Below are 16,027 nucleotides of genomic sequence, written 5' to 3'. Positions count from 1 at the left end.
TTTCCCATTGTGAAGCCAATCTCCGGCGGTTAGGTTAGAGCCTCTCACCCACGAATTTGGAGGTGGCCATGGATAGGCGCTTACCCACTCAGCTGGCCTATCGGATCCTGGCCGGGTTCGACAAACACTACCGCCTGTTTACCCGCACCACGGTGGCAGCCCGAGACCGCTTTGCCCAGGCCGACTGGAGTGCCGTTCAGGAAGCCCAGAAGGAGCGCATCCGCTTCTACAGCGAACGGGTCAATGAGACCACCCGGGAGCTGATCCAGATGCTCGATAAGCCGGTGATCTCCACCGAGCTGTGGCGCAACACCAAGCAGGCGTTCAGCCGTCTGGTGCTGGGCCACCCTCAGGCGGAGCTGTGTGAAACCTTCTTCAACTCAGTGTTCTCCCGGCTGTTCCGCCATCGTGGCCTGGACAACCAACACCTCTACATCCATGCCGGCAATACCGTGCGTGCACCGTTCCGACCGGAGCGACTGAGCCACAGCGCCGACCTGGCTCCCGACCCGGTTGAGGCGATAAGAACCCTGCTGCAACCCAAGCGGTTTGGCCGCCCCTTTGCGGATCTGGACGGCGACCTGACGCTGTTATGGCAACGGCTGGAACCCCTGATCGCGGAGCAGCAGATCAATCGCATTGAGTTGTTGGACAGCATCTTCTACCGCAACAAAGGCGCCTATCTGGTTGGCCGCTTACTGGGCCCTAACGGTTTTGTGCCCCTTATCCTGCCCATCCGGCACAGCGATCAGGGCCTGCAGATAGACGCGGTGCTGACCAATGAGGACGACCTCTCCATCGTATTCAGCTTTACCCGCGCCTACTTTATGGTGGCCACCCAAACCCCCGGTGCCCTGGTGCGCTACCTCAAGGAGCTGCTGCCCCACAAAACCTGGGCCGAACTCTACTCCGCCATCGGTTTGCAGAAACACGGTAAGACTGAGTTTTACCGTGCCTTTCTCCACCACCTGAACCAGAGCCGCGACCAGTTCGTCGCGGCCCCCGGCATCAAGGGGATGGTGATGACAGTGTTCACCCTGCCCTCTCTGGACATCGTGTTTAAGGTGATCAAAGACGAATTCACCCCGCCCAAAGACAGCAATAAGGCGCAGGTAAAGGGCAAATATGCGCTGGTAAAACAGCATGACCGGGTGGGCCGCATGGCCGATACCCACGCCTACAGCAACTTCGTATTCCCACGCCAACGCTTCAGTGACGCGCTGATTGAGGAGCTGCTGAAGGAGGCCCCGGCTGAGGTGGAGCTCACCGACAATCAGGTAATCATCAAGCACCTCTACGTCGAACGTCGGATGACCCCCCTGAACCTCTATCTTGATGACGCCGATGAGGCCCAGCTGAGTGCCGCCATCGACGACTATGGTAAGGCGATCAAGCAGCTGGCGGCCGCCAATATCTTCCCCGGCGACATGCTGTTTAAGAACTTTGGGGTCACCCGTCATGGCCGGGTGGTGTTCTACGACTACGACGAGATCAGCTACATGACGGAGTGCAACTTCCGCGACATCCCGGCCCCCCGCTATCCCGAGGATGAGTGGGCGGCCGAGCCCTGGTACTCGGTGGGGCCGATGGACGTGTTCCCGGAGGAGTTCGGGCGCTTTTTGCTGAGTAAAGCCGCGGTTCGCAAAGCCTTTATGGCTCACCATGCGGACCTGCTGACCCGGAAATACTGGCAGGGTCTTAAGGACGCCATTGAGGCGGGGCAGTTTCCGGACCTGATCCCCTACCCTCAGGCCTGCAGATTGCGGCCCTGAACCCAGATCGCGAGCGGGATCCTAGCGGCCCGCCCAGCGATGCCGTATGATGCGCGTTTTCATGCACTCAGGAGGTCGAATGAAGATCGACGCCAACACCGTTGTGACCCTGCACTACCGTCTAACCGACGATCAGGGTCAACTGGTAGAAGAATCTTTCGGCGCTGAGCCGATGCAATACCTGCACGGCGCCAACAACCTGATCCCGGGTCTGGAGCGCGAGCTGGACGGCAAGCTGGCTGGTGACACCTTGAGTGCCACTGTGGCCCCGGCTGACGCCTACGGCGAGTACGAAGAAGCCCTGAAGCAGGACGTTCCGATGGAAGCGTTCGGCGGCATCGAAGACATCGTTCCGGGCATGCGCTTTATGGCTGAAACCGACCAGGGCCCGCGCCCGGTTGTGGTCACCGAAGTGAAAGACGACTCCGTTGTGGTTGATGGCAACCACCCGATGGCGGGCCAGACCCTGCATTTCGAAGTCGAGATCGTGGAAGTTCGCGAAGCCACCGACGAAGAGCGCGCGCACGGTCATGTTCACGCCGGCGGCGGTTGCTGTGGCGGCGGTTGCGGTAGCCACGACGACGAAGAGCACGAGTGCTGCGGCGGTTCCGGTGACTGCAGCAAAGGCGACGACTGCTGCGGCGGTCACGGCCACCACTGAGTTCTGACTCGGTAACAGAAAGCCCACCTCACGGTGGGCTTTTTTGTGCCGGCATCCAGGCCTGTTGATACTGGGCCGGTGTCAGGCCCCGTTGGCGGGCAAACGCCTTACTGAAGCTTTGCGGGTTGGTGTAGCCCAGGTAACGCGCCGTATCCGCTACCGACACCCCCTCCTGCAGATAGCGTATCGCCTGATTGAACAGCACGTAATTCACGATCGAGGTAAAGCTCCAGCCAAAGCGGTGTAAGCGACGCTGCAGTTGCTGCACCGACAACCCGTAGCGCTCAGCCACAAAGCCAATGGTGGGATAGCCGTAGTGGCGACTGTAGTTCACCATTTCATAGAAAGCTTTGGCGGTATCGGTGTGGTTGGGCATATTGAGCAGATCATCCAGCACCACCTCCCGTACCGGCGAAAACGGCAGTGGCGCCCGACGCGACTGAGCCAGCAGATTCATCGGCAGCCAGATCTCGGTTTGCGCCGCACCCAACTCCACCTCGCAGCCAAAGTAACGACTGAGCCGCTCCTGAGCCCGGCTTGCACCGGGTAGCCGTAAACGCAGCCAGGGGGTGTCCGAGCCCGGATAACGGGCCAGAACCTGGCGCACCAGAAGCGCCTTACGGCACCCGTCGTGAAACTTGGCCGCCCCTTTGGCAAAGGGGTTATCGAAACACCATTTGAAGATCTTGCCCGACTGGCCGCCGTACGCCGACAGTCCGGACTGCAGGGCACTGCTGCTGTAGTTCACCCGGCGCAGGGTGGTGGCCAGATCGGACGCTGACACCAGCCAGCGTCCCACCGGCCCCAGAGTCTCAATGTCCTGCCCCGCCAACGCGTGCAACATAAAAGCAGGGTCAGCGCTCAGGGATTCGATCTGCTCATACCATTGGTTCAGATCCGGCAGGGGCACACAGCCCATCGGTTCCAGCAACAGGCGCTCGGGGATCCCAAGCTGAGACGGGGTGATCCCAAAGGCGCGCTCGACGCCCTCCAGCACCGGTTTCACCATCAGCGTTCGGGTAAACGCCATCTCCATTGCCATCTCATACCCCAATCCAGCAAGGACAGATCACTTCAATAATGACAACAAAATAACACAACCTGACCATCCTTATTGATGAGATTGATCCAGTGGCGATACTGGCCGGCCATTTTATCCAAGGAGCCCCTATGAGTCTGATGAGTATGCCGTTTGTGGATACCGGCTTTGATACTGGCCTGCATGTGATGGCGTCAGTCGTAATGATTGGCACCCTCGCCGCGCTGGCCTACGGATTTTGGAAGATCCACGAACTGCCCATCAGTCAGGCCCACAAGCGCCGCCACCAGCAGTTGGGGCTGATTACGGTGCTCACCTGGATAGGCTTCATCTGGCATTGGGTGTGGGTGTTGGCGGTGATCCTGGCGTTCCTGGATGGCGGCCAGATCCTGCGCCGGGTTCGCGACATCTGGCATGAATCGCCGGCCCAGGCTAAGCCCCAGCAAGAGCAGGAGGTGGACCATGCTTGAAGGTTTGGCGGTATGGGCCCTGTTTATCTACCTGTTGCGTCTGGTCGGGATGCCCTGGAACACCTACACCAAAGGCTTTGCTTATCTGGGCGGAGGCGGCTGGCTGCTGTTTGTCTGGGTCGGTTTGCTGAACTACACACCGATGGACCTGTCCGGCGGCTCCGTGGTGCAATCGCCCCACATCCAGCTGCGCCCCGGCTCCAGTCAGATCCAGGGCCAGGTTTCTGAAATTTACATCAAGCCCAATCAGCGCCTCGAGAAGGGCCAGCTGGTGTATGAGCTGGATGATGAAACCTACCGCATCGCGGTGAATCAGGAGCGGGTCAACCTGCAGGCCAAACAGGTGGCCTACCAAAGCGCGCTGGAAGCGATCGGCATCGCCCAAAGCGAACACGCCGCCGCCCTGAAGGAGATCACCATTACCGAAAACCGCATCGAAGCGGCACAGGAAGATCTCAACTGGAAACGCGCCACCCTGCGTCGCTTCGAGGAGCAGAACGCCGCGGTGGCCCACACCATCACCGAAAGCCAGCTGGATGAGCAGCGCAACGCCGTGGCCGCGGCGGATGCGCAACTTACCGCCCAGCAGGCCCAGCGTGATAAAGACCAGATCAGCGCCGAGCAGGCCAAGCTCACCATCCGCCAGCGCCAGCTCGACGCCGACAGCGCCAAGGTGGCCGTGGCCAGTGCCGAAGAGCGGCTGGCACAGGCGCAATGGAACCTGAGCCAGACCAAGGTGCACGCCCCGGCCAACGGCTATGTCACCAACTTCCTGCTGCGGGAAGGCCAGCTGGTGGCCCGGGTACCGCGACTGCAGATGTACACCGACGAGAAGTACGTGCTGATGCGGGTGAACCACCAGGCCATCCGCAACGTCAAAGTGGGCCAGCAGGCGGAGTTCGCCTCACCGGTCTACCCCGGCAAGATCTTCCAGGCCGAAGTGGAAGGCATTGTGGAGGCCACCGGAGAAGCCCAGGGCCGATTGGTGGCACTGGAGGACAACGTGCGTCAGACCACCGGCGCCAACGTCCAGAACAAACACCACTTTGTGCGCCTGAAGCTGGTGGAGCCGGACGGCTATGACATTCCGGTGGGGGCAGTCGGTCTGGCCTGGATCAGCGGTGAGAAGCCGATCAGCTTCCTCAGCTTCCTCGATGTCATTCGCGGCATCGTGATTCGGATGAAGGCTCAGCTCTACTACTTCTACTCCATCTGATGCCTGCGCCAAAACGCCCGACCCTGTCGGGCGTTTTTTGTGTTAGCGCGTACAGTTAATCCAGTGACGCAAGGAGAATCGTTATGCGCCTTATCCTGAATGGCAAAAAAGCGGGCCTGCCTGAAGTTCGTGCCGCCATCATCCAGGCACGCCAGTCGGGCCCGGTCGAGGTTCGGGTCACCTGGGAGGGCGGGGATGTCGAGCGACTGGTCAGGGAGGCGGTGGCCGACGGCTGTTCCCGCCTCGTCGCTGCCGGTGGAGACGGGACCGTCAACGAGGTGGTGAATGCGCTGATGGCCCTTCCGGCCGGACAGCGACCGGAGCTGGCCATTCTGCCACTGGGCACCGCCAATGACTTTGCCCGCGGCTGTGGCCTGCCCGAGTCCCTCTCAGGCGCCCTGTTTCTGGCCCAGCAGGGTGAGGCCGTGCCGGTGGATTGCGGGCGTGCCAATGAGCACCACTTTATCAATATGGCCACCGGTGGCTTTGGTGCCCGCATTACGGCCACCACCCCCGAAGCCCTCAAGAACTTCCTGGGAGGCGGTGCCTACACCCTGAACGGACTGTTGCAGGCCCTGCGCTTCAACCCTTATCAAGGCACCATGGTCACGGAACAGGGCCCTTTGCAGGCGGCCGCCATCGTCGGGGCCGTGGGCAACGGCTGTCAGGCTGGTGGCGGTCAGCTGCTTTGCCCCAATGCCCGCATCAATGATGGCCTGCTGGAGGTGGTGGCGTTGTTGGCGTTTCCGGCCTCGGCACTGGACCAAGTGGTTCGGGAGATCCGCCAGCCCGCTGCCGACAACCAGTATGTCCGCTGGCTGCAGGTGCCCTGGGCCGAATACCACAGTGACACCCCGGTGCCGATCAACCTCGATGGCGAGCCCATCGAAACCGAAAAGGTGCGCTTCGAGGTCTGCCCCGGCGCGCTGGATCTGGTACTGCCTCCGGACTGCCCACTGCTCGACCCATAAACGCAAAAACGCCGCCCAAAGGGCGGCGTTTCTGTGGACGTCAGCGGCGTGGCTTATCCAAACTTGGGCAGAGCACCAAACTGGTTCACCACCTCAACCGCTACCGCCAGCAGGCCGAAGCCCAACACCAGCTTGAGGCGCAGATTGCCACCGCGGGTCTGGAAGTCACCACTCACGCCACGGCGACGCAGCACCAGTGCCATCAGCGGTGGCAACACCAGCACAAAGATGGATGCGGCCAGCGCAGCGAAACCGATCGCCTTGATAAAGCCGTGGGGCAGCATGGCACCCAGTACGATGGGGGGCAGGAAGGTCAGCAGGCCCGCCAACAGGGTGCTTTTCAGGCTGTCGTCCAGCTTGAACCAATCTTTCACCAGGTCCACCAGACCCAGCGCCACACCCAGGAAGGAGCTGGCCAGAGCCAGATTGCCAAAGATGATCAGTGCCGCTTCCACACCGGACACGTCGGTAGACTGGCCAACGGCCGCAATCAGGGTAGCCACGTTGCCGCCCTGGGCGATCACCTCACCAAACTGTTCACGGGGGACATTGCCCATAATGGCCAGCTGCCAGAACAGGTAGACCACCATGGTCAGCACCGTACCAGCCAGGATGGCGGTGCGCACCCGGCCCACATCTTTGCGGTAATGCTTTACCAACGAGGGCACAGTGCCGTGGAAACCGAAGCTGGTCACCATCACCGGAATGGCCAACCACAGGTAGGGGGTGGTCTCGGCCAGGCTCAGATCCGGGAACAGCAAGGCGGGCTCGGCGTTACCAGCCAGCATGGCGGTGGAGCCAAAGAAGGTCAGCACCATGCCGCCCAACATCACGATACTGATGCGATCGACCGCGCGGCTGCCCATCAGTACGACGGCACCAAATACCACACCAAACAGAATCGCGGAGCTGCTCTGGCTCAGCTCCATACCCAGCGCACTGGCAGCGGTTTTGGAAACGACGGAGCTGCCACCGGAGATGTAGGCGTACAGCAGGATAAAGCAGACAAAGGCCACGGTGCCGGTGGCAAACAGCTTACCCAGCTTGCCCAGGGTGTCCTCGGCAATGGTGGAGTAGCTGGCGCCGTCGCGGTAGTGCTGGCTGGCTTCCGCCAGGTAGAGGCTGGAGCTGTAGGCACAGAACCAGCTCACCACCATCAATACCATCGACAATCCAAACCACATCCCGGCGCTGTACACCGGCAGGGCAAACATACCGGCTCCGATGGAGGTTCCGGCAACAATCATGGCGCCGCCCAGGATGCCGGGCTGGCGTGCGGTTTGGGGGGCGGCGGATACCGCGGCAACATCAGACATTGATGGCACTCCGTCGATCGATTTTCGAGTTATAGGATTAGACGGGACAGCAGCGCTCGCTCTGCCTCAGACATGGTTTTCAGGTTGTTGGACGCTCGGGTAATGGTGGCAATGCTCACCCCCAGAGAAGCGGCAATCTGACGCTGGCTTTGCTGGCCATCCAGCAGCGCACGGAACACCGCCAGGCGACCGCCAATGGCTTCGCGCTCATCGTGGCTGAGCAGCAGTCCAAGCAGCATCGCCGTATCTTCACTGGCACGGGGAAGGGACACCAACTCCAGCACCGATTGCCAACGCACATTCTCCATGAAGTCTCTCCAAGCTGTAATGGCGTCGCAGTACACCATTACACTCAGAATGCCGCCACCCCCCTCATGGCGAATCGTGAGCACTGTCACAACATTGTGTTACCTCGAGAGGCTGGTCTGCTCAGAAAAGCTTCATTACAATCGGGCAGAAACCAAAACACCCTCATCCATAACAACAAGGACGAACCGCGATGAAACGCACCTGCATTGCTCTTACTCTGGCTCTGGCCAGCACCGGTGTTGCCGCCGAAGGCGCATTCAACAGCGCTGAAGATGCGATTGAATACCGTCAGGCCGCTTTCAGCCTCATCAAGGAAAACTTCTCCGACATGTGGGCAATGATGAAAGAGAAGAAGCCGATGGACGAAAAGGCGTTTGCCCAGCGCGCCCAGCACCTGTCCCTGCTGGCCCAAATCCCCTTCACCAGCTTTGACATTGCGGGTTCCGATAAGGGCGACACCAGCGCCCTGCCCGCCATCTGGCAACAGCGCGACGCATTTGATGCCAAGGCTGGTCAGTTTCAGATGGCCACCGAGCGCCTGGCCCTGGTGGCCAAGGAAGGCGACGCCAAGGCGATCAAGCAAGCCTTCGGTGCGGTAGGCAAAACCTGCAAAGGTTGCCACGACGACTTTAAAGCGGAGTAATCTCTGCCACGAAAAAGGGCGGCCAACTGGCCGCCCTTTTTGTTATCGGGAGATCGTTACCACAGGGGCAGAATCAGCGCCCAGCCCAGACCGGACAGCAGCACCAGCAACAGCGCCCAGCCCGGCAGGGTGGGGGCGATACGGGGCGCCTGATCGATGTCACGACGGTAACCGGTCAGCATACTGGAGACCAACTTGACCCCTTTAAGGCGATACGCCAGCAGCGCACTCAGATGCAGCACCACGACGGCAATGATCAGGTTGAAGTTCTGCTTGTGGAGCCAGGTCAGCCAGGAGGCGGTGTCGCTGCTGACCAGACCATAGAGCGGCCCTTCCGTCAGGATGTCATCGGTGGCAAACAGGCCGCTGAACAGTTGCACGCTGACCAGAGTCAGCATCACCACCACCGCGTAAGCGCCGGCGGGGTTGTGGCCAATATGGGGGGTACGTTGGTGACGCCATTGGCGCAGATAGTGCCAGACTTGCGCCGGTGAGCGGACAAACTGGGTAAAGCGGGCGGTGTCACTGCCAATCAGGCCCCAAATCAGTCGGGTAATCACCAGGGCCAGTAACAGGTAAGCGAAGGTTTGGTGCCACTCCATCTCACCCTCTTCGCCGCTCCACCAACACAGCGGCAGCAGGATAACCATGCCCCAGTGGCACAGCCTGACCACCTTGTCCCAAACCTGGATTTTCACGCCAACTCCTTGTGATCCGGCTCAAGTTATCCAACCCAATATGCCCCTCTCAGGTCACACTGACAAGGGCTTAGAACCGAATTCTTAGCCCTTTGTGACCGTTTGCACAGGCTTTGCACAAACGCACTCAGTGGTGACCGAAATCACTTTATTCCGCTCTGAATGCGGCGTTAATCTGAATCCGAAGTTAAGAAAAGGTCACAGAGGGGAACCTGTATGCGCATTGAGATTACCAGCAAACCCGTCAGCGTTACCGACTCCATCCGCCATCGTGTGCACGCCAAGTTCGATAAGCTGGCCCGCCATGATGTGCCCCTGCTCAACCCCCACGTGATGATTGATAAAGAGGGGCAGGAATATCAGGTGGAAGCGACGGTAGCGGTGCCTTCGGGACAGCTGGTTGCCACAGGTCAGCACCAAGATATGCACGTTGCCATCAACCAGATGGGCCAAAAACTGGAGCGTCAGCTGGTCAAACTCGCGGCTAAGGAAACCGCCCGCCGCCACGACCGCACTAACCAGGTCGCCGCTGAAGCCGACGAAGCGATTGAAGCCGCCGAAGACGCCGCCTGAATCAATCACCCCATAACTGGAACAGACACCCGCTTCGGCGGGTGTTTTTTCGCCTTGACCCCCGCGCCGGCCCTCGGGTAGTGTGGATGGCATGATTATGACCCACGCTTTCTTTACCGAGTTTTTTACCTGCCAGCTCCCGGGAGGCGGTTTCGGCGTGTAATCAGCCGGTAGAAGAAACCAGAGGCCTCCCACACGGGGGGCCTTTTGCGTATTTGGGGCCAACCCCTCACAGATAAGGAAACCGTCGATGAGCGAACGCAACCCATTGGAGCCCATCCGCAAGGCGATCACCGAACTGGACAGCGAGCTGCTGACACTGCTCGCCCGGCGCCGCGCCCTGAGCCTGGACGTGGCACGAAGCAAGGAGGATGCGATCAAGCCGGTGCGGGACAGTGAGCGGGAAAGCGCGCTGTTGACCCGCCTGGTCAGCCAGGGCCGGGAGCTGGGCCTCGACGGTCAGTACATCTCACGACTGTTTCACACCATCATCGAAGACTCGGTGCTGCGCCAGCAAGCCTGGTTCCAGGCCCAGAACAATCCGCAGCAGGCCCCCACCACCCGGGTCGCCTACCTCGGCGCCAAGGGCTCCTACAGCTACCTGGCCGCCCATCACTATTTCGGCCGCCGTGACCGCACCCTGGTAGAGATGGGGATGGAGAGCTTTGACGCCATCTTCCAGGCGGTGGAGCAGGGTCAGGCCGACCACGGCATCCTGCCACTGGAGAACACCTCCTCCGGCTCCATCAATGAGGTGTTTGACCGGCTTCAGCACACCAACCTCCATATCGTCGGTGAAACCACTGAAACCATCGCCCACTGCCTGCTGGTGCAACCGGGCACCGAGCTTGAACAGATCCGCACCATCTACGCCCACCCTCAGGTTCACACTCAGTGCAGCCGGTTCCTCGCCAGCCTGTCCGGAATTCATCAGGCGTACTGCGCCAGCAGTGCCGAAGCGATGGAAAAAGCCGCGGCCGACCCCAGCGGCAGCAGTGCCGCCATCGGCAGTGAGCGGGGCGGCGCCCTGTATGGCCTGACGGTGCGGGACACCGCCCTGGCCAACCAGCAGCGTAATGAAAGCCGCTTTATCGTGGTGGCCCGCAAACCCGTCACCGTACCGCCCCAGGTGCCCGCCAAAACCACCTTAATCATGGCCACCGGTCAGAAGCCCGGTGCCCTGGTGGAGGCGTTATTGGTGCTGCGCGACCAGGGCATCAATATGACCAAGCTGGAGTCGCGCCCCATCCACGGCAACCCCTGGGAGGAGATGTTCTATCTGGACGTGGAAGCCAATGTGCAGAGCGAAGCGATGCGCAACGCCCTGTCGGAACTGACCCGCCTGACCCGCTTTATCAAGGTGCTGGGGTGTTACCCCTGCGAGACCATCCTGCCGACCGAACTGGACAGCACCGCACTGGCCAACGACCCGCGCCTGACCGAGGACGCGACGCTGGCCACCAGCGCCCCGGCCGTCTCCGATGGCAGCGCCGCCCTGTACAGCCGCGAGCATAAGTTTGATGACACGCTGGTTCGGGTTGGCAAGGTCACCCTCGGCGGTGACGCCTTTGTCACCATCGCCGGGCCAGCCGCCGTGGAATCGGAGCAGCAGATCCAAACCACCGCCCACGCGGTGCGGGAACACGGTGGTGCCATCCTCAGTGGCGGCTGCTTCCTCGACAGCGTCGGCGGCGGATTTGCCGGGCTGGGCCAGTCGGGTGTCGACGCCCTGTGCCTGGCGGGCCAGCGCCATGGCCTGCCGGTGATGACCGAGGTGACCCAGGTGGAGCAGGTCAGTGCCGTTGCCGCCCAGGTAGACCTGCTGCAGATTGGCGAGCACAACATGCACAATACCGCGCTTCTGTCCGAGGTGGGCCGCAGTCAGCGTCCGGTGATTCTGAAGCGGGGCCTGATGGCCACCCTTGAGGAGTTGCTGGCCGCTGCCGAGATCATCATGGCCCAGGGCAATCAGCAGGTGATCCTCTGTGAACGCGGCATCCGCACCTTTGACAGCGCCAGCCGCCATACCCTGGACCTGTCCGCCGTGCCGCTGCTGCGGGGCATGACCCATCTGCCGATCCTGATCGACCCCTCGCAGGCCGCCGGTCGCCGGGACCTGATCCTGCCACTGGCGAAAGCCGCCAAAGCGGTCGGAGCCCACGGTCTACTCATTGAAGTCCACCCCAGTCCGGAGCAAGCATTACGCGAACAAAATCAGCAACTTTACGTAGAACAATACGCTCAGTTGATGAAGTCGCTTTACTGCTGAATTGATCGAGCGCAAAGAGTAATTAGCTTTTCTTTGCGCTGCTTTTTTCGCCATACCACAATGGTCCCAAGGCTGGCCTGACCAGCCAGCAGCCACAAGGAAGGGATCATATGGGCTACTTTATTACCGGCATTACCGGCTTTATCGGCCGTTTCTTACTGGCGCGTCTGGCCATTCGGCCAGGCACCTTCTATTGCCTGGTTCGCTCAGAATCAGACGCCGCCAGACTGCACGAAATCGGTGCCCCTTTAGGGCTCTCTCCTGAACGTCTGATCCCGATCTACGGCGACATCACCAAGCCCAACCTGGGACTGAGTGACGCCGACATCCAACGCCTGACTGGCCACATCGACCATCTGTTCCACCTCGCCGCCATCTACGATCTGAAGGCCAGTGCCGAGTCGCAGATCCGCGCCAATGTCGAGGGGACCAAGAACACCATTGCGCTGGCTCGAACGCTCTCGGTGGGCCGCTTCCACCACATCAGTTCCATCGCGGCCGCGGGGCTCTACCGCGGCCATTTTAATGAAAATATGTTTGCCGAAGCGGAACAGCTGGAACACCCCTACTTCCTGACCAAACATCTGGCGGAAAAGGCGGTGCGGGAAGCCACTGACCTGACGGTCCGAATCTATCGGCCCGGCATCGTGGTGGGCGACTCCAACAGCGGTGAAGCCGACCGCGTTGATGGCCCCTACCTGTTCTTCAAACTGCTGCAGAAGCTGCGGGACAACCTGCCACGCTGGGTCCCCCTGTTGGGGGTTGAAGGCGGGCGCCTCAATATCGTGCCGGTGGATTTTGTCGCCGATGCGATGGACTACCTGGCTCACCGGGAGGGCCTGGATGGCCAGTGTTTCCACCTGACCGACCCTGCCCCGATGCGGGCGGGTGAAGTGCTGAACCTGTTTGCCGATGCCGGCCATGCGCCCCGCATGGCGATGCGGATCAATACCCGCCTGTTTGATGTGGTGCCGCGCCACCTGTGGCAAAGCATGATGCAGTCACCGCCTCTGAAACGCATCGGCCGGGCCGTGCTGGAGGAGTACGGCCTGCCGGAAACCGCACTGCAACTGATCAACTACCCCACCCGCTTTGACTGTGCCCAGACCCACGCCCTGCTGGCCGAGGGCGACATCCACTGCCCGCCGCTGCCCAGCTACGCCGAAAAGATCTGGGACTACTGGGAGCGCAACCTCGACCCCGACCGCTTTGTCGAACAAAGCCTGTGCCACCGCCTGGCGGGTCAGCGGGTGCTGCTGACCGGCGCCAGCTCCGGCATTGGCCTGGCCACCGCCCTGAAGCTGGCGCCCTGCGGTGCCCGTCTGCTGTTGGTCGCCCGGGAAGCGGAAGAGTTGGGCCAGGCCTGCCAACAGATCACCGAACTGGGCGGCGAGGTCTACCCCTACGTGGCGGACCTGACCGACGCCACCGAGGCGGAGCACCTGCTGGCCCGTATTGAGGCGGAGCACGGGGGCGTTGACCTGCTGATCAACAACGCCGGTCGCTCCATCCGGCGTCCGGTGGCCGAGTCTCTGGACCGCCTGCACGACTTCGAACGCACCATGGCGATCAACTATTTCGGTGCACTGCGCCTGACCCTCGGGGTACTCGAAGGGATGAGTCAGCGCCGCAAGGGGCAGATCATCAACATCTCCTCCATCGGCGTGCTGACTAACGCACCGCGCTTCTCCGCCTACGTCGCCTCCAAAGCGGCGCTGGAAGCCTTTACCCGCTGCGCCGCCGCCGAGTACTCCGATATTGGCGTACGCTTTACTACCATCAATATGCCTCTGGTGCGTACGCCGATGATCGCGCCCACCAAGCTGTACCAGCAGGTGCCCACCCTGACACCGGAACAGGCTGCCGATATGGTGCTGCAGGGGATCCTGCATCAGCCCAAGCGCATCGCCACCCGGTTGGGGGTCTTCGGCGCCGTGCTGCACGCGGTGGCGCCCAAGCTGGCGGAGATCGTGATGAACTCGGCCTTCCGCATGTTCGACGAGGATGACCGTGAGCGGGACCTGACCCGCCAACAAGAGAAGATCACCTTCGCGGCGCTGCTGCGTGGCATTCACTTTTAAGGAACCTGTCCATGGAACTGACGGTAACTCACGATTACGACTGCCCGCTGGAGGAGTTGGTGGCGCAGTTTCGCCAGCCCGATGCGGTAAAAGCCAAGTATCAGGCCATCGGCGCCGACAAGGTGCGGATCCTGCAAAGCGACGATGACCAGCAGCAGTGGCGGATGATGACGGTGCGGGAGGTCAGAAGCACGGTACCGGGACTGCTCAAATCGGTGGTGGGTGAGCGCAACCAGCTGGAGCAGTCCGAACACTGGCAACACCAGAGCGACGGCAGCTACCACTGCACCCTGGCGATCCAGATCCAGGGGGTGCCGCTGACCATTCAGGGCGGCATGATCCTGTCAGAACGGGACGGGGGCAGCCGCAACACCATCCGTCTCAGCTTCGACTCCAAGGTGCCCTTTATCGGCAAAACCCTGGCTCAGTTCGCTGCCAAAGACAGTGAACGCCTGATGGCGCGCGAGTACGACTACCTGCGACAGACCTGCCAGGTGGCCTGATGGGCACCCGTGAGCGCATTCTTGATGCCAGCCTGACCCTGTTCAATGAACAGGGGACGGCCGCCATCAGCGCCCTCACCATCGCCACCGCGCTGGGGATCAGCCCCGGCAATCTCTACTACCACTTCCGCGGCAAGGAGGAGATCCTCGCCGCGCTGCTGTCCGAGTGCGATCTGGCCCTGAACCGGCTGTACCGGCGCATGGATGCGGAGCTGTGCAGCGCCGAGGACTTCGAGCCCTTCCTGCTCTCCCTGCTGCGGGTCGGCCGCCATTTTCGTTGCCTGTTTCGCGATCAGGAGGTACTGCGCTTTGCCCACCCGGGGCTGGCCCAGACCTGGCGCCGGCTGTTGCGCCAGTTACGCCAGACCAGTCAGCAACTGCTGCAGCGGCTGGACCGGCTCAGCCCACTGCAGCTGAGCCAACACGAACGGGACCAGCTGGCCGACAGCCTGATGCTCAGCGCCCTGGCCAGCCTCTGCTTCGAACTGGAACCGGATAATGATGGGGAAGCGCAGCTGCTGCACAGTGCGGCCACGCTGTTTGCGCTGTTGCGGCCTCACCTGCCGGAGACGTCGATCAGTCCGGCCCCAGCGCCGCATGGTCAGTGTGGTGGACGATAAAGTCCGCGATGCGGCTTATCGCCTCGCGGGCCTCAGGGAGTTGATAGAACAGCGGGAAAACGTGGGCCAGGCCGGGCCAGATGGTCAGGTCCACCACCCCGCCGTGGCGCCGTACCTGCGCCGCCAGCCGAACCGAATCGTCCTGCAGCATCTCCAGCGCGCCAACGTGGATCATCATCGGCGCCAGATCATGCAGATCCCCATAGCAGGGTGACACCAGCGGATCGCACGGCATATGGCCATTGAGGTAGCAGTTGCGCATCAGCAACAGGGCGCCGAGATCGAAGAACGGGTCCTGCTCACGCAGCAAAAACGCCGACTCCCCATTCAGTGCCATATCGGTGGCCGGTGACAACAGTATCGCCGCCGCCGGTTGTGGTAACCCCAGCTCCCGCGCCTGCATCATGGTGGTCAGCACCAGGTTACCGCCCGCGGAGTCCCCGGCCAGGATCAACTGCCCCGGCACCATCCCCTGATCCAGCAAGGTCTGATACACCGACAGGCAGTCATTGACCGCCGCCGGATAGGGAAACTCCGGTGCCAGACGGTAATCCACCATCAAGCCACGGGCATTGGTGGCCTCGGCCAGGCGCCCCAGCAAGGCGCCATGCACTCCGGGGGAGCGCAGGCAAAAACCACCTCCGTGGAAATAGAGAATCACCTTCTCGCTGACGCTGCGACCGGTCAGGACCCAGTCGCAGGGAACGCCGCCCAGCTGGTCAGCCACGCTGTCCAGGCCCGACGGCGGCAGGATGTAATTGCCCAGCTTATCCAGGCCACTGATGGTGGCCCGCAACGCATGCACATCGTTGCAGCGGGCGAAGCGACTGCGCATCGCCCGGTACAACAACTTATTCAACGCGAGAGCACGCCAACTGGGCATGGT

Annotated in this window: 16 protein-coding genes; 11 read left to right on the top strand and 5 right to left on the bottom strand. The window is 61.5% G+C overall.

Annotation, left to right across the window (positions count from 1 at the left end; all coding sequences use genetic code 11):
* Positions 1 to 68: 68 nt before the first annotated feature.
* Positions 69 to 1,772, top strand: a complete 1,704-nt coding sequence (gene aceK / locus FBAL_RS03935) for a bifunctional isocitrate dehydrogenase kinase/phosphatase (protein ID WP_013344281.1) — start codon at positions 69 to 71, stop codon at positions 1,770 to 1,772.
* Positions 1,773 to 1,851: 79 nt separating this feature from the next.
* Positions 1,852 to 2,433, top strand: a complete 582-nt coding sequence (locus FBAL_RS03930) for an FKBP-type peptidyl-prolyl cis-trans isomerase (protein ID WP_013344280.1) — start codon at positions 1,852 to 1,854, stop codon at positions 2,431 to 2,433.
* Between the two features lie 28 nt (positions 2,434 to 2,461).
* Here the strand turns inward: FBAL_RS03930 and FBAL_RS03925 are convergent, their stop codons facing one another.
* Complete coding sequence (locus FBAL_RS03925; protein WP_013344279.1) at positions 2,462 to 3,469, bottom strand: AraC family transcriptional regulator; 1,008 nt, start codon at positions 3,467 to 3,469, stop codon at positions 2,462 to 2,464.
* A gap of 134 nt (positions 3,470 to 3,603) precedes the next feature.
* Here FBAL_RS03925 and FBAL_RS03920 point away from each other — a divergent pair, with 134 nt between their 5' ends.
* From FBAL_RS03920 to yegS, 3 genes are all read left to right on the top strand, one after another.
* Positions 3,604 to 3,942 (top strand): MFS transporter, encoded by a 339-nt coding sequence (locus tag FBAL_RS03920; RefSeq protein WP_013344278.1) that lies wholly within the window; start codon positions 3,604 to 3,606, stop codon positions 3,940 to 3,942.
* Complete coding sequence (locus tag FBAL_RS03915; protein WP_013344277.1) at positions 3,935 to 5,158, top strand: HlyD family secretion protein; 1,224 nt, start codon at positions 3,935 to 3,937, stop codon at positions 5,156 to 5,158. Before FBAL_RS03920 ends, FBAL_RS03915 begins: the two co-directional genes overlap by 8 nt.
* 83 nt (positions 5,159 to 5,241) lie before the next feature.
* Entirely contained in the window at positions 5,242 to 6,129 is an 888-nt protein-coding gene (gene yegS, locus FBAL_RS03910; RefSeq protein ID WP_013344276.1) for a lipid kinase YegS, read from the top strand.
* Positions 6,130 to 6,182: 53 nt separating this feature from the next.
* On the opposite strand, the gene FBAL_RS03905 is transcribed toward yegS, so the two are convergent.
* A complete protein-coding gene (locus FBAL_RS03905) occupies positions 6,183 to 7,445 on the bottom strand; it encodes an amino acid permease (RefSeq protein WP_013344275.1) in 1,263 nt (420 codons plus the stop codon).
* Between the two features lie 29 nt (positions 7,446 to 7,474).
* Positions 7,475 to 7,753: a trp operon repressor gene (trpR, locus tag FBAL_RS03900; protein ID WP_013344274.1), complete on the bottom strand. Its 279-nt coding sequence runs from the start codon at positions 7,751 to 7,753 to the stop codon at positions 7,475 to 7,477.
* A 191-nt stretch (positions 7,754 to 7,944) separates the two neighbouring features.
* Here trpR and FBAL_RS03895 point away from each other — a divergent pair, with 191 nt between their 5' ends.
* A complete protein-coding gene (locus FBAL_RS03895) occupies positions 7,945 to 8,397 on the top strand; it encodes a c-type cytochrome (RefSeq protein WP_013344273.1) in 453 nt (150 codons plus the stop codon).
* Between the two features lie 56 nt (positions 8,398 to 8,453).
* On the opposite strand, the gene FBAL_RS03890 is transcribed toward FBAL_RS03895, so the two are convergent.
* Entirely contained in the window at positions 8,454 to 9,095 is a 642-nt protein-coding gene (locus FBAL_RS03890) for a cytochrome b/b6 domain-containing protein (RefSeq protein ID WP_013344272.1), read from the bottom strand.
* A 216-nt stretch (positions 9,096 to 9,311) separates the two neighbouring features.
* Between FBAL_RS03890 and hpf the strand changes: the two genes are divergently transcribed.
* The 5 genes from hpf to FBAL_RS19475 all read left to right on the top strand — a co-directional run bounded on the left by hpf (position 9,312) and on the right by FBAL_RS19475 (position 15,141).
* Positions 9,312 to 9,668, top strand: coding sequence for a ribosome hibernation-promoting factor, HPF/YfiA family (gene hpf / locus FBAL_RS03885; protein WP_013344271.1), 357 nt, complete (start codon positions 9,312 to 9,314; stop codon positions 9,666 to 9,668).
* 250 nt (positions 9,669 to 9,918) lie between these two features.
* Positions 9,919 to 11,937: a bifunctional 3-deoxy-7-phosphoheptulonate synthase/chorismate mutase gene (locus tag FBAL_RS03880; RefSeq protein WP_013344270.1), complete on the top strand. Its 2,019-nt coding sequence runs from the start codon at positions 9,919 to 9,921 to the stop codon at positions 11,935 to 11,937.
* Between the two features lie 110 nt (positions 11,938 to 12,047).
* Positions 12,048 to 14,018 carry an SDR family oxidoreductase gene (locus FBAL_RS03875; protein ID WP_013344269.1) on the top strand — a complete coding sequence of 657 codons (1,971 nt, stop codon included), beginning with the start codon at positions 12,048 to 12,050 and terminating at the stop codon, positions 14,016 to 14,018.
* A gap of 11 nt (positions 14,019 to 14,029) precedes the next feature.
* Positions 14,030 to 14,521: a DUF2505 domain-containing protein gene (locus FBAL_RS03870; protein WP_013344268.1), complete on the top strand. Its 492-nt coding sequence runs from the start codon at positions 14,030 to 14,032 to the stop codon at positions 14,519 to 14,521.
* Positions 14,521 to 15,141, top strand: coding sequence for a TetR/AcrR family transcriptional regulator (locus FBAL_RS19475; RefSeq protein WP_013344267.1), 621 nt, complete (start codon positions 14,521 to 14,523; stop codon positions 15,139 to 15,141). Before FBAL_RS03870 ends, FBAL_RS19475 begins: the two co-directional genes overlap by 1 nt.
* Here FBAL_RS19475 and FBAL_RS03860 read toward each other — a convergent pair.
* Entirely contained in the window at positions 15,098 to 16,024 is a 927-nt protein-coding gene (locus FBAL_RS03860; protein WP_013344266.1) for an alpha/beta hydrolase, read from the bottom strand. The genes FBAL_RS19475 and FBAL_RS03860 overlap by 44 nt on opposite strands.
* Positions 16,025 to 16,027 lie beyond the last annotated feature (3 nt).

Source organism: Ferrimonas balearica DSM 9799, assembly GCF_000148645.1.
GTDB classification, from domain to species: domain Bacteria; phylum Pseudomonadota; class Gammaproteobacteria; order Enterobacterales; family Shewanellaceae; genus Ferrimonas; species Ferrimonas balearica.
This window is presented reverse-complemented; position numbering and strand designations above follow the sequence as displayed.